We start from the raw sequence: 13,074 nt of genomic DNA on the forward strand, positions 1-13,074 counted from the left end.
GTGGGTATGCCGAATCGCCTGGACCGTGAGGCTTCCCCGTACCTCCTCCGCCATGCCGACCACCTGTCGACCGGTGGCCCCGGTCGCCCGAGGCGTTCGAGGAGGCACGCAGGTGGAACGTGCCGGTGCTGCTCGGCGTCGGATGCGCGAGCTGCCACGGGTACCGGTCCTGAACGTGTGGTCGCGCTGCCCTTCGGCGACATCACGTCCCGTACAGCCCGAGGCGGGAAGGACGTTCACCGCGCGCCCGGGAACCGCGGAGAGGACGCAGTGCCCGCGGCGGTCACCGGTTCGTCGGGGCGGAGACGGGCGCGGTGCCTCCGCAGGATGCGCGGACGATCAGGGTGGGCCACAACTGGACGCGGTGGACGGGGCGTTCCACCGGATCGCCGGCGCGGGCCAGGGCCATTTCGGCGGCCAGGACACCGAGCCGGTGCTTCTGCGGGCGTACGGCGGTCAGGGGAGGGTCGGCGGCTGCGGCCACTTCGTCGTCGTAGGTGATGACGGCGAGGTCGTCGGGGACGGTGAGGCCGTGTTCGTGGGCGCGTTCGACCAGGCCGATGGCTTCGCTCCGTCTTCCGCTTCCACCCCAGGACCTTCGCCGTCTCCGTCGTCGTCCCCGACATCGACGGCGCCTGGTACAGCGGCTCGCACATCGCCCATGACGAGCACGGCCGTCTCTACACCATGCGAGGCCGCAACCTCGTCCAGATCACCGACCACCACCGGTACTGACGTACTGACGCTGCGGGCGGGCGCGTGCGCCCGCCCGTGTCCCCGAAGAAGGAGAAAGGAGAGGTGCCTTCCCTCCGTACGACGGGTCGCGCAGTGAACGAGATCCACCCGGCCCGTGAACACACCTTGCTCGTCCCCCACAGGATGTTCGGCTCTTCCTCCCACCGATCCCAGGGAGCTTCCATGAAGAATGCGCACAAGAGGATCTGCATCGCCGTCTGCACGGCCACGATCGTCGGCACCGGATACGCCACGACCGCCTCCGCGGCGCCGGAGGCCGGGCACCGTTTCGAAACGGCACTCCAGCAGGACGCTCGGCCCAATGACACCGGCGCCCGCAAGGAGAAGCCGGCCCTGCCGCCCGGGGCGTTTGAACTGCTCGACGTCACCTACGAGTCCGGCACCCTCGACTCCGGCATCCCGGGCCTGACCACGACTCACGCCAAGGCTCCCGACGCCTCCGAGGTCGAGAGCGGCGGCGACCGGAGCTCACGCTCGATCTCGCACAAGGTGACGCTGAACGACGCGGACTACGTCTCCGACGGGGCACCGCGCAGCGAGAGCGCCGACAACGAACTGCAGAAGTCGCTCATCCACGTGGGTGACGTGCACCGCTACGAGTTCAGCGTCATGCTCAAGGACTGGGAGACCGGCAAGGGCAGCGCCGGCGACATCATCTTCCAGGGCAAGCACGCGGGCGGGAACAAGCCGTCGTTCTACATGATGGCGAAGCGCAACGAGATCGCGTTCCGCTCCCCGCTCCTCAACCTGCAGGCGCCGGTGGTCGAGGACTTCCGCGACTCCATCAACAAGTGGATGCGGTTCCGCATCGACGTCCGCTGGGCCGAGGACAGGACCGGGTACTACAAGGTGTCCGCCCAGCTCCCGGGGGAGTCGGGCTTCACGCTCAAGAAGACGTACACCGCCGTCAACACCTTCCACCCGGAGAACCCCACGACCTTCGGCTACATCAAGTGGGGCCTGTACCGCCCCGCTTCCTCGACAGAAGCGGGCGATCCTGCGACTCGCGTGGTCCAGCACGACAACATCCGAGTCATCGACCTGGGCACCTCCTGAACCACTGATCTCCGGGCCCGCCTCCCCACGTGGCCCGGAGCCGGCCCGGGGGCAGCTGCCCGACCGGCTCGGTCTCGCCGGTCAGCCGTCCCTTCGCGAGTGCGCCCGAGTTCCCGCCGTCCGTGATCACCGAGTGCCGGCCGCGCCACCACGGCCCACCCCGGGGCGGCCGTGCGAGCGCCGAGCCGGCACTTCCCCACCCCTGTTTCCGTGCTGCCACTGTGGCGCATGAGCGGGACGGAGTCGGGTGCGGAAGGATGGAGGTATGCCCAACCGACTCGCGCAGACCACGTCCCCGTACCTCCTCCAGCACGCCGACAATCCTGTCGACTGGTGGCCCTGGTCGCCCGAGGCGTTCGAGGAGGCACGCAGGCGGAACGTGCCGGTGCTGCTCAGCGTCGGATACGCGAGCTGCCACTGGTGCCATGTGATGGCGCACGAATCGTTCGAGGACGACCGGGTCGCGGCCTATCTGAACGAGCACTTCGTCCCGGTGAAGGTCGACCGCGAGGAGCGGCCCGACGTCGACGCGGTGTACATGGAGGCCGTGCAGGCCGCGACCGGCCAGGGCGGCTGGCCGATGACCGTGTTCCTGACCGCCGACGCGGAACCCTTCTACTTCGGTACGTACTTCCCGCCCGAGCCGCGCCACGGCATGCCCTCCTTCCACCAGGTGCTCGAAGGCGTCGCCACGGCCTGGACCGAGCGCCCCGACGAGGTCACCGAGGTCGCCGGACGCATCGTCCACGACCTGACCGAGCGTTCCCTCGCCCACGGCGGCGAAGGGCTGCCGGGCGAACCGGAGCTGGCGCAGGCGCTCCTCGGGCTCACCCGGGAGTACGACGAGAAGCACGGCGGGTTCGGCGGTGCGCCCAAGTTCCCGCAGTCCATGATCATCGAGTTCCTGCTGCGCCACCATGCCCGCACCGGGGCGGAGGGCGCCCTCGACATGGCCGCCGACACCTGCGCGGCCATGGCCATGGGAGGGATGTACGACCAGCTCGGCGGCGGCTTCGCCCGCTACTCGGTGGACCGGGAATGGGTTGTTCCGCACTTCGAGAAGATGCTCTACGACAACGCCTTGCTCTGCCGGGCCTACGCCCACCTGTGGCGGTCGACGGGCTCGGAACTCGCCCGCCGGGTCGCCCTGGAGACCGCCGACTTCATGGTGCGCGAGCTGCGCACGGCGGAGGGCGGTTTCGCCTCCGCGCTCGACGCCGACAGCGAGGACGGAGCCGGCCGGCATGTCGAGGGCGCGTACTACGTGTGGACGCCCGAGCAGTTGAGGGAGGTCCTGGGCGAACAGGACGCGGCCTTCGCCGCCGAGTACTTCGGTGTCACGCGGGAGGGCACGTTCGAGGAGGGCGCCTCGGTCCTGCGGCTCGCACGGACCGGCGCCGCGGTGGACGCGGACCGGGCCGCCGATGTGCGGGCCAGGCTGCTGGCCGCCCGTGAGCTGCGTCCCCGCCCCGGGCGGGACGACAAGGTGGTCGCCGCCTGGAACGGTCTGGCGATCGCCGCGCTCGCCGAGACGGGGGCGTACTTCGACCGCCCCGATCTGGTCGAACGCGCGACCGAGGCGGCGGATCTGCTGGTCCGGGTCCACATGGGCGACGTCGCCCGGCTGTCCCGTACCTCGAAGGACGGGCGGTCCGGCGGGCACGCCGGGGTCCTGGAGGACTACGGCGATGTCGCGGAGGGTTTTCTCGCCCTGGCCGCGGTCACCGGCGAGGGCGTCTGGCTGGAGTTCGCCGGGTTCCTGCTGGACATCGTGCTCCAGCACTTCACCGGTGAGGGCGGGCAGCTGTACGACACGGCGGACGACGCCGAGCGGCTGATCCGCCGCCCGCAGGACCCCACCGACAGTGCGACCCCTGCGGGCTGGACCGCGGCGGCCGGTGCGCTGCTCTCGTACGCCGCGCACACCGGCTCGGAGGCCCATCGCGCCGCCGCGGAAGGGGCGTTGGGTGTGGTGAAGGCGCTCGGCCCGCGCGTTCCCCGATTCATCGGCTGGGGGCTGGCGGTCGCCGAGGCGCTGCTCGACGGGCCGCGCGAGGTCGCGGTCGCCGGGCCGGTCGGCGGCGAACTGCACCGTACGGCGCTGCTGGGGCGGGCGCCCGGCGCGGTGGTGGCGGCGGGGGAGACGGCAGGGACGGAGTTCCCGCTGCTGGCGGACCGGCCGCTGGTGGGCGGGGCACCGACGGCGTACGTGTGCAGGCACTTCGTCTGCGACGCCCCGACCACGGACCCGCGGGAACTGGCACGGAGCCTGAGGGCCGTCCCGGCGGAGGACTGAGGACGGAGCGGTCCGGGGGAACGGGGCGAGGAGGGGACCGAGGGCGAAGCCCCGGCTACAGCGTCAGCCCGCCTTCGAGCGTGTCCAGCGCCTGGTTGATCATCGCGATCAGGTCGCCCTCCTGACCGTGCTCGCCCCAGTACAGCGCCACCTCGCGCAGCGCCCCCAGCACCGCCGCGACGAACACCCTGACCTCCAGGTCGTCGGGGCTGCGGCCGCTGCGCTCGGCGAGCACCCGGGCCAGCACCTTCGCCATGTCCGACATGGTCTCCGTCATCCGCGCCCGGATGGCGGGGACCTCCACCATCAGCCGGGTGCGCTGCCGCAGTTCCTCATTCTCGCTCGCGAGGAACGCCGTCAGCGACTCGGCCATGATGAACCGCAGCGACTCCAGCGGGGGTTCGTCGGCCGGCCGGTTGCGCAGCTCGGCCTCCATGATCGGGTCGTACTCGTCGGTGAGGACGATGTCCTCCTTGGTCGCGAAGTACCGGAAGACGGTGCTCGGTGACACCTCGGCCGCCTCGGCGATCTGCTCGATCGTCGTCGCGTCGTACCCCTGCTCGGAGATCAGCCGGTACGTCGCCCGGCGGATCGCGATCCTGGTCTTGAGCTTCTTCCGCTCGCGCAGCCCCATCGCGGGAGGCGTCCCGGGGGCGGAAACGGAAGGGGTACGAGAGGTGGCGGCCATGGTCGCCATTGTCAGGCATCGACGGGCGCGGGGGCCACGTCCGTCCCCTCCCGGGACTCGGTGGGAAGGTTCGTCAGGAACGCCCCGACCAGCAGCGACGACACCAGGGACGTGGCAGCGACGACGAGCAGCACCACGCTCATGCCGTGGAGATACGCCGCGTCCGCGGAGTCGGCCAGCCGCTGCGCGCCGAGCTTCGCCGCGACGGCATGGGCGGCGACGACCGATTCCCCGGCCGTGTCCGCCGCGGTGGCCGGTACGCCGGTGGTGTCGAGCCGGCCGCTGTACGCACCGGCGAGCAGGCTGCCGAGCAGCGCGATCCCGAGGGCGCTGCCCGTCTGCCGTACGGTCATCAGCAGCCCCGATCCGCTGCCCGCACGGTCCGCGGGCAGGGAGGCCAGCGCGGCGTCCATCGCGGGAACGACGGCGAAGCCGAAGCCGACCCCCGCGACGGAGAGCCACAGTGCCGTGAAGCCGTAGCCGCTGTCGACCGTCGTGCGGCTGCCGAGGAGCGCGGCGAAGGCGAGCACGACCAGGCCCGCCGTCATCGTGGCGCGCGCCCCGAACCGCCGGGTGACGGGGGCGCCCGTCTTCGCGGCGACCATCAGCCCGCCCATCATCGGCAGCATCCGCACCCCCGTGCCGAAGGCGTCGTGGCCCAGGACCGCCTGGAGGTAGCCGGGCAGGATGAACATCAGCCCCGACATCACGAACATCACCAGGGTCGCCGCGAGCGTGCTCAGCAGGAACGGCCGCTGCCGCAGCAGGGACATGTCGAGCATCGGGCGCCCGGCGCCGCGTTCCCGAACGACGAGCGCGGCGATCAGCACGACACCGGCGGCCGGCATGCCCAGCACCAGCGGGTCGCCCCAGCCGCGCCCGGGTGCCTCGATGATCGCGTAGATCAGCGTGCCGAGACCGGTCGCGGCCAGGGCGGTGGAGACGGCATCGACCTTCGGGGAAGCCGGGTCGCTGGTCTCCGGGAGCAGGAACAGGCAGGCAGCGATGCCGATCGCCACCATCGGGATGTTGACCAGGAAGATCGAGCCCCACCAGAAGTGGTCCAGCAGCCAGCCGCCGAGGATCGGACCGAGCGGCAGCCCCAGCGCGGAGGCGGCCGAGACGATGCCGACGGCCCTGACCCGGTCCTCGCGCCGGCCGAACAGCGAGGGCAGCACGGCCAGCGCGAGCGGCATGACGAGCGCCGCGCCGATGCCCATCACACAGCGGGCGGTCACGACGGCCGGTACGGCGTCGGCCAGCGAGCCGATGAGCGAGCCGATCAGAAAGATGCCGAGGCCCGTGATGAGCATCCGGCGACGGCCGAACCTGTCCCCGAGCAGTCCGGCAGGGAGCATCAGCGCGGCGAAGACGACGACATAGGCGTCGGCCATCCACTGCTGCTCACCGGTGGTGGCGCCGAGCTGTCCGGCCATGGTCGGCAGCGCCACATTGAGGATCGTCATGTCGAATCCGAGGACGAGCATGCTCGCGACCAGCGCGCCCAGGGCCCACCAGCGTCGTTTCATGGGAACGCTCCTTCGAGAGTCAAAGTCAAATGAAAGTAACTCTCAAAAGATTGCGGGTGTCAATGTGCGCGACGCGTCGGGGTCCCGGCATGGCGAATGGCCGCGGCTTTCGAGCCACGGCCATTGCGGGGGAGGGGTGGAGGGGTGCTCAGCTGTGGTTGTAGGCCACCAGCGAGATGCCGACGTAGTGCACGACGAAGGCCGCCAGGGTCAGCGAGTGGAAGACCTCGTGGAAGCCGAACCATCGCGGTGACGGATTGGGCCGCTTGATGCCGTAGATGACGCCGCCCGCGCTGTAGAGCAGTCCGCCGACGACGACCAGCACCAGCACCGCGATCCCGCCGGTCCGCATGAAGTCCGGCAGGAAGAACACCGCGGCCCAGCCCATCGCTATGTAGCAGGGCGTGTAGAGCCAGCGCGGCGCGCCGACCCAGAACACCCGGAAGGCGATGCCCGCGGCCGCCGCGGCCCAGACCGCCCACAGGAGCGGCGTCCCGGTCGCCTCGGGGAGCAGGAGAAGGGTCAGCGGCGTATAGGTGCCCGCGATGATCAGGAAGATGTTGGCGTGGTCGAGCCGGCGGAGCACCGCCTCGCCGCGCGGGCCCCAGGTGCCGCGGTGGTAGAGGGCGCTCACGCCGAACAGCAGGCACGCGGTCAGGACGTAGATGCCGCAGGCGATCCGGCCGCGGACGCTGTCCGTCAGCGCGATCAGCGCGATCCCCGCGACGATCACGGCGGGGAACATCCCGGCGTGCAGCCAGCCACGCATCCGTGGTTTCGGCGGGGCGGTGTCGGACTCGGCTGATTCCAGCCCGGCGGGCTCGGGCGCGGCGGCGGCAGCAGTCATTCCCGCATCGTACCTACGGGACCGTAGGTAGCGGTCGCGAGTGGTGATGCTCACGTGTGCGGCCCCCTGGACATATGGGCGAAACGGTCGGATGATCAAATGAGTGCGGTCGGCACCGGATGAGCGCCAACGAGATTCGAAGGGGTCGAAGCATCCGGGTCGCAGCCCCCACGGGGCAACTACCAAACAGACACCCTCATCAAGGAGCGATCGTGGCGCGCGACATCGCGGCTCCCCCCACTGCCCCCACCCACCACCAGGAACTCGTTGCCTGGGTGAACGAGATCGCAGCCATCACCCAGCCGGACCGGGTGGTCTGGTGCGACGGCTCCGAGGCCGAGTACGAGCGCCTGTGCGGGGAGCTCGTGGCCAAGGGCACGTTCACGAAGCTGGACGAGACGAAGCGCCCGAACTCGTACTACGCCGCGTCCGACCCGAGCGATGTCGCCCGCGTCGAGGACCGCACGTTCATCTGCTCCGAGAAGGAGGAGGACGCGGGTCCGACGAACCACTGGAAGGACCCCGCCGAGATGCGGGCCGTCTTCACGGGTGAGAACGGGGTGTTCCGCGGCTCCATGCGCGGTCGCACGATGTACGTCGTGCCGTTCTGCATGGGCCCGGTCGGCTCCCCGCTCTCCGCGATCGGGGTCGAGATCACCGACTCCGCCTACGTCGCCGTCTCGATGCGCACCATGACGCGCATGGGACAGGCCGTCCTCGACGAGCTGGGCACCGACGGATTCTTCGTCAAGGCCGTGCACACGCTGGGCGCGCCCCTGGAAGAGGGCCAGGAGGACGTTCCGTGGCCGTGCAACAGCACCAAGTACATCTCGCACTTCCCCGAGGACCGCGAGATCTGGTCGTACGGCTCCGGCTACGGCGGCAACGCCCTGCTCGGCAAGAAGTGCTACGCGCTGCGCATCGCCTCCGTCATGGCGCGCGACGAGGGCTGGCTCGCCGAGCACATGCTGATCCTCAAGCTCACGCCGCCGCAGGACGAGGCCGCGGCCCCGACGTACATCGCCGCCGCGTTCCCGAGCGCCTGCGGCAAGACCAACCTCGCCATGCTGGAGCCGACGATCCCCGGCTGGACCGTCGAGACGATCGGTGACGACATCGCCTGGATGCGGTTCGGCGAGGACGGCCGTCTCTACGCGATCAACCCCGAGGCCGGATTCTTCGGCGTCGCGCCCGGTACCGGCGAGCACACCAACGCCAACGCGATGAAGACCATGTGGGGCAACTCCGTCTTCACCAACGTCGCACTCACCGACGACGGCGACGTCTGGTGGGAGGGCATGACGGAGACCGCTCCGGCCCACCTCACCGACTGGAAGGGCAACGACTGGACGCCGGCGTCCGAGACCCCGGCCGCCCACCCCAACGCCCGCTTCACCGTCCCGGCGGGCCAGTGCCCGATCATCGCGCCCGAGTGGGAGGACCCGAAGGGCGTGCCGATCTCGGCCATCCTCTTCGGCGGTCGCCGCGCCTCGGCCGTACCGCTGGTCACCGAGTCCTTCAACTGGCAGCACGGCGTCTTCCTCGGCGCCAACGTGGCCTCCGAGAAGACCGCCGCCGCCGAGGGCAAGGTCGGCGAGCTGCGCCGCGACCCGTTCGCCATGCTGCCGTTCTGCGGCTACAACATGGGCGACTACATGGCCCACTGGGTCAAGGTCGGCGCGGACAAGGCGGACCAGTCGAAGCTCCCGAAGATCTACTACGTGAACTGGTTCCGCAAGAACGACGCGGGCAAGTTCGTGTGGCCCGGCTTCGGTGAGAACAGCCGCGTCCTGAAGTGGATCGTCGAGCGCCTGAACGGCAGGGCCGAGGGCGTCGAGACCCCGATCGGTGTCCTGCCCGCCAAGGGCGCCCTGGACACCAAGGGCCTGGACCTCTCCGATGCGGACCTGGACTTCCTGCTCGACGTCGACAAGGAGGTCTGGCGCGAGGAGGCGGCGCTGATCCCCGAGCACCTCAACACCTTCGGCGACCACGCGCCGAAGGAACTGTGGGACGAGTACCGCGCGCTGGTCCAGCGCCTGGGCTGACGCCTGCGGGCGCACCCCGCGCGGGTGCGCCCCCACGCACCCCGCGGCCGGGTCCTTGGACATCCGCCCTGACCTGTGGGGTCGACGACCCGCCGCGGCACGGCCCCCGGAATCCCCTCACGGTTCCGGGGGCCGCCTTTTCCCGCCCCTTTTATAAAGAACGTCCAGGCATCGCCGTATCCTTGCGCGCACCATCTCCACAACGCTTCGATGTCCCCTCACATCGCCTCCGGTCTCGCCGAGGCCGGAGGGCCAACCGGGCCTGTGGGGGACTCAGTTGAACGAGACCCGGCACCATGGACGCATCGCGGCGACGCTGGCGCCGTCCCGCTCGCGCGAACGGCGGCCCGGTTCGTCACCCGGGCCGCCGCCCCACCGCGCTACCCGTTGTGCCCCCGGTCCTCCAGATACCGGGTGTGGGTCTGCTGCCGTCGCGCCTCCGCCTCCCGCAGCGTCGTCGCCAACACCTCCGCCTCCCGGTGCAACAGCGCCAGCTGCCGCTCCAGATGACGCTCCGGCGGTTCCGTGCCGGGCGCGATCCGCGTCCACCAGCGGGTCCGTACGAACGTGTCGACCGACTCCGGGATGTCCTGGTGCACGGCGCGCGACAGGGCGTGGACGCCCTCCGGATCGGTGGCCAGGGTCTGGGAGACCCAGCCGGGGGCGAGCAACCCCGCCAGCAGCTCCGTCAGTTCGGTGAGCCGGCCGGCCGCGGCGGGCGGCAGCTCCACCTCGTCCAGATACGCCCGCAGGGTCCCGAAGTCGTCCCGCAGCGCGTCCAGCCGGGACGAAGGATCGGGGAAGTCCGGAGCGGGCGGGCGCTCGGGGGGTGCGATCAGCGCGCCCGCTCCGTACAGCCCGACCACCACCACCGGCCAGTACGCCCCCGCGAGCCCGGTGAAGGTCAGGGCGAGGCCGACGATCCCGCAGGCGCTCCCGGTCAGGTTCTTCCGCGATTCGACATAGGCCAGGACCCTGCCGGCGGACCTGCCCCGCGTCCTACTGGTAGCCACGGATCTCCTCGAACGCCCCGTCCAGGGAGCCCGGCCCCTGGTCCTTCGTCGCGTCGAAGAGCCGGCCGCCGGTCAGCGTGGCGATCCGGTCCAGCTCGCCGCGGTCCGAGTCGCCGAAGACGACCGGGAAGACCGCAGTGGCCTGCCGAGCGGCGGGCAGCGACCGGTAGTAGGAGGCGAAGCCGTCGGCCGTGGCACCCGCCGTGTTCTCGCCGTCCGTCATCAGTACCACCGAGGTGAACGCGGACTCCGTGCCGTCGCCGAGCTGCTCGTAGGCCGACCGCAGACTCGAATAGATCGCCGTCTCGCCGCCGGCCGTCAGCGCGGCGGTGTCCGCCCTGATCGCCGCCAGGCCCCGCTGCGGATCGGCCGGGTCGACCGTGTGCGTGCGGACCTGCTTCACGGACGAGCCGAACGGCAGCAGCGTGACCTCCTCCCGCTCCCGGAAGTCCCCGGTCAGTCCGGTCAGCGCCGCCTTCAGCCGCCGCAGCCGCTCCCCCTCCATCGAGCCGGAGGTGTCCAGGACGTACACGGTGCGCGAGGGCCGGCGGAGCTTGTTCTCGTAGGAGTGGAGCAGCCCGTCGGCGACCGACCGCGAGCCGGGGAAGGGAAGTTCACGGCGTGCCTCGGCGGCGAGCGGCGCGGCGGGCCGTACCGAGGGCACGACCGGCCGGCGGAACGTCTGCCGGGTCACCTGCCGCTGAACGGCCGGGGTGCGGAAGTAGGCCGCCAGCGCGCGCACCGAATCCTTCGCCTCCGGTCCGGCGTCGGACAGTGCGCTGAGCGGGTAGTCGGCGGTCACCACCCCGTCGCGGGGACGGATCACGGTCAGCCCGGTGCCACGGTCGCGGTTGAGCGAGAGCAGCACCGACTCGTAGTTGATCAGGGCGTCGACCGTGCCGCGCCGGGCGTACGCGGTGGCCAGCCAGCCCGAGGAGCCGGAGGTCAGCCGCTGCCCCGCGAAGAACTCCTTCAGCTTCCCGCTCGCCCCGCGCACATCGGCGTCGGTCAGGGCGGACTGTGCGCCCGAGAGTCCGGAGGCGACCGAAACCAGCGCGGAGAAACCGGAGTTGGAACGGACCGGGTCGGTCATTCCGTAGGTCAGCCGGCCCTCGGCGACCGCCCGGTGCACCTGCGACCAGGTGACGTCCGAATCCTTCCAGCCCAGTCGCTCCACGGCGGCCGGGCGGACCCCGAGGGCGACCGGCGAAGCCATCAGCGGGGTCTCCGACGTGATGCGCCGGGCCGCGTCCGGGTGCAGCCGCAGAGAGTCGTTCGACGACAGCCACACCGCGTCGTAGGCGCCGTCGGCCTTGCCGGACGCGAGCAGTTCGACGGCGTCGAGCGTGCCGGTCCAGGTGGGCCGCACGGTGATCCCGGTCGCCTTCCGCGCCTGCTCCCACAGCGGCTTCATGTCAGAGAGTTCGCTGGACGCGAGGACGCGCAGCGTACCGGGGCGCGGGGCGCCGTCGTCCTTCGTCGGGCCGCCGTCCGACGCGGAGCAGGCGGCGAGCGGGACGAGTGCGGCGACGGCCAGCAGCGAGGCGAGCGAGCGCGTGATCCGGCGCCGCAGCCGTCTCAGCCGCCGCCGGGGACGGCCCGTCATCCGAGACTCCCGCCCTCAAGGGCGCCGGCGGACCGGCTGCGCTCCAAGTGGGCGCCGGCCTGCTGGAGTTCCGCGGTCAGCGACTCCACGGTCGCCGCCATCGACTCGGTCGCCTGCACCTTGTACGTGTCGATGGCGTCGAGCGTCCGGTAGATCTGCTGGAACGCGGTACGCAGAGTCTCCGCGCCCACCGCCGGATCGGCGGCGATGCGCTGGATCTCGCCGCTCTGGCCGGCGAGCATCTCCGCGTTCCCGCGGATCAGGTCCTCGGTCGTGGAGCGCAGCACCTGCACCTGTTCGGTCACCTTGCGCTGGCTCTCCAGCGCCGATGCCAGCATCACGGCGATCCGCAGGGCGGAGACGGTGGTGGTCGCGGCCCGGTCGACGCCCCTGATGAGTTCGTCGTTGTTCCGGCGCACGACGTCCATCGCGAGGTACCCCTGCGCGCAGACCGCGAGCTGGGTCAGGAGGTCCTGGTGCTTCTGCCGCACGGGGAAGAGCACATCGGCCCGCAGCGCGTCCGCCTGCACCGGGTCGGTGGCGGCGGTCGCCGCGATGCGCTGCTCGACGGCGCCGTCCAGTGCCTCGGTGAGGACCACGTACTCCTGGAGCTTGCCCATGGTCTCCCAGAGCCGGGTGCGCTCGGTGTGCAGGGCGGCGTTGTCCCGGCGCAGCTCGTCCTGCCCGCCGCGCAGCGAGCCCACGATCCTGTTCAGGGTGGACTGGGCGGACGCGTACTTGGCGACGTGGTCGCGGAGCTTGTTGCCGCCCGGGAGCCTGGCCAGGAGCCGACGGGCGCCGCGGCCCGGGGTGTCGCGCGGGTCGAGGTCCTCGACCGTGCGGCGCAGCTCGACGAGGGAGGCGCCGACCCGGGTCTGCGCGTCCCCCTCCGCGGAACCGGACAGCGAGCGGACGGTGCGGTCCAGCATCCGGTTGGACTGCTGGGCGGCACCGCGGATGTCGGTCTGCCCCAGGGAAGTGATCTCCCCGATCCGGGTGGAGAACTCGGGCGACCGGGCGTCGAGCCCGGCGAGGCCGCCGATGTACTCGGTGGCGCGGCGGGTCATCTCCGCCCGTACCGAATCGTCGACCGGTACGAGGCCGGCGGCCTGCTCGGCGCGGACCGGGGCGACCGGCTCCGGCGGGGTGAGGACGAGCGGCGGGGCTGCCCCGTCGGGCGGGGTGAGGGCGGTCGGCTGGGGCTCTTGGGTCATGGGTGGGATCTCCCGGGAGGC

At 71.2% G+C, this 13,074-nt stretch carries 10 protein-coding genes and 1 pseudogene; 4 read left to right on the forward strand and 7 right to left on the reverse strand.

The annotated features are described in order from the left end of the window. Window positions 1–6 precede the first annotated feature (6 nt). A pseudogene (locus ACIRP2_RS10430) lies at window positions 7–158 on the forward strand (DUF255 domain-containing protein); the annotation flags it as partial. Window positions 159–283: 125 nt separating this feature from the next. Here ACIRP2_RS10430 and ACIRP2_RS10435 read toward each other — a convergent pair. Further along, window positions 284–562 (reverse strand): substrate-binding domain-containing protein, encoded by a 279-nt coding sequence (locus ACIRP2_RS10435; protein ID WP_404249446.1) that lies wholly within the window; start codon window positions 560–562, stop codon window positions 284–286. A gap of 356 nt (window positions 563–918) precedes the next feature. Here ACIRP2_RS10435 and ACIRP2_RS10440 point away from each other — a divergent pair, with 356 nt between their 5' ends. Next, the gene (locus ACIRP2_RS10440) at window positions 919–1,812 is read left to right on the forward strand and encodes a heparin lyase I family protein (protein ID WP_404248461.1); all 894 of its coding nucleotides are present in this window, start codon (window positions 919–921) and stop codon (window positions 1,810–1,812) included. A 265-nt stretch (window positions 1,813–2,077) separates the two neighbouring features. After that, window positions 2,078–4,108, forward strand: a complete 2,031-nt coding sequence (locus tag ACIRP2_RS10445; RefSeq protein WP_404248463.1) for a thioredoxin domain-containing protein — start codon at window positions 2,078–2,080, stop codon at window positions 4,106–4,108. A gap of 55 nt (window positions 4,109–4,163) precedes the next feature. Here the strand turns inward: ACIRP2_RS10445 and ACIRP2_RS10450 are convergent, their stop codons facing one another. The 3 genes from ACIRP2_RS10450 to ACIRP2_RS10460 all read right to left on the reverse strand — a co-directional run bounded on the left by ACIRP2_RS10450 (window position 4,164) and on the right by ACIRP2_RS10460 (window position 7,172). Continuing rightward, complete coding sequence (locus ACIRP2_RS10450) at window positions 4,164–4,796, reverse strand: TetR/AcrR family transcriptional regulator (RefSeq protein ID WP_404248465.1); 633 nt, start codon at window positions 4,794–4,796, stop codon at window positions 4,164–4,166. Between the two features lie 11 nt (window positions 4,797–4,807). After that, complete coding sequence (locus ACIRP2_RS10455; protein WP_404248467.1) at window positions 4,808–6,325, reverse strand: MFS transporter; 1,518 nt, start codon at window positions 6,323–6,325, stop codon at window positions 4,808–4,810. Between the two features lie 148 nt (window positions 6,326–6,473). After that, window positions 6,474–7,172, reverse strand: a complete 699-nt coding sequence (locus ACIRP2_RS10460) for a hemolysin III family protein (RefSeq protein WP_404248469.1) — start codon at window positions 7,170–7,172, stop codon at window positions 6,474–6,476. Between the two features lie 212 nt (window positions 7,173–7,384). Between ACIRP2_RS10460 and ACIRP2_RS10465 the strand changes: the two genes are divergently transcribed. Next, window positions 7,385–9,220 carry a phosphoenolpyruvate carboxykinase (GTP) gene (locus tag ACIRP2_RS10465; protein ID WP_404248471.1) on the forward strand — a complete coding sequence of 612 codons (1,836 nt, stop codon included), beginning with the start codon at window positions 7,385–7,387 and terminating at the stop codon, window positions 9,218–9,220. A gap of 380 nt (window positions 9,221–9,600) precedes the next feature. Here the strand turns inward: ACIRP2_RS10465 and ACIRP2_RS10470 are convergent, their stop codons facing one another. The 3 genes from ACIRP2_RS10470 to ACIRP2_RS10480 are packed head-to-tail and all read right to left on the reverse strand — an operon-like array spanning window position 9,601 to window position 13,053. Continuing rightward, window positions 9,601–10,233, reverse strand: a complete 633-nt coding sequence (locus ACIRP2_RS10470) for a hypothetical protein (protein ID WP_404248473.1) — start codon at window positions 10,231–10,233, stop codon at window positions 9,601–9,603. Beyond that, complete coding sequence (locus ACIRP2_RS10475; RefSeq protein ID WP_404248475.1) at window positions 10,220–11,839, reverse strand: substrate-binding domain-containing protein; 1,620 nt, start codon at window positions 11,837–11,839, stop codon at window positions 10,220–10,222. Before ACIRP2_RS10475 ends, ACIRP2_RS10470 begins: the two co-directional genes overlap by 14 nt. Further along, a complete protein-coding gene (locus tag ACIRP2_RS10480) occupies window positions 11,836–13,053 on the reverse strand; it encodes a toxic anion resistance protein (RefSeq protein WP_404248477.1) in 1,218 nt (405 codons plus the stop codon). Before ACIRP2_RS10480 ends, ACIRP2_RS10475 begins: the two co-directional genes overlap by 4 nt. Window positions 13,054–13,074: the final 21 nt, after the last annotated feature.

The sequence above is a fragment of the Streptomyces sp. NPDC101194 genome, assembly GCF_044767885.1.
Taxonomy (GTDB): Bacteria; Actinomycetota; Actinomycetes; order Streptomycetales; family Streptomycetaceae; genus Streptomyces.

Bases quoted from the DNA above. Each gene is read 5' to 3' on its own strand.
- ACIRP2_RS10440 (WP_404248461.1), top strand. From the start codon at position 919: ATGAAGAATGCGCACAAGAGGATCTGCATCGCCGTCTGCACGGCCACG.
- ACIRP2_RS10445 (WP_404248463.1), top strand. From the start codon at position 2,078: ATGCCCAACCGACTCGCGCAGACCACGTCCCCGTACCTCCTCCAGCAC.
- ACIRP2_RS10450 (WP_404248465.1), bottom strand. From the start codon at position 4,796: ATGGCCGCCACCTCTCGTACCCCTTCCGTTTCCGCCCCCGGGACGCCT.
- ACIRP2_RS10455 (WP_404248467.1), bottom strand. From the start codon at position 6,325: ATGAAACGACGCTGGTGGGCCCTGGGCGCGCTGGTCGCGAGCATGCTC.
- ACIRP2_RS10460 (WP_404248469.1), bottom strand. From the start codon at position 7,172: ATGACTGCTGCCGCCGCCGCGCCCGAGCCCGCCGGGCTGGAATCAGCC.
- ACIRP2_RS10475 (WP_404248475.1), bottom strand. From the start codon at position 11,839: ATGACGGGCCGTCCCCGGCGGCGGCTGAGACGGCTGCGGCGCCGGATC.
- ACIRP2_RS10480 (WP_404248477.1), bottom strand. From the start codon at position 13,053: ATGACCCAAGAGCCCCAGCCGACCGCCCTCACCCCGCCCGACGGGGCA.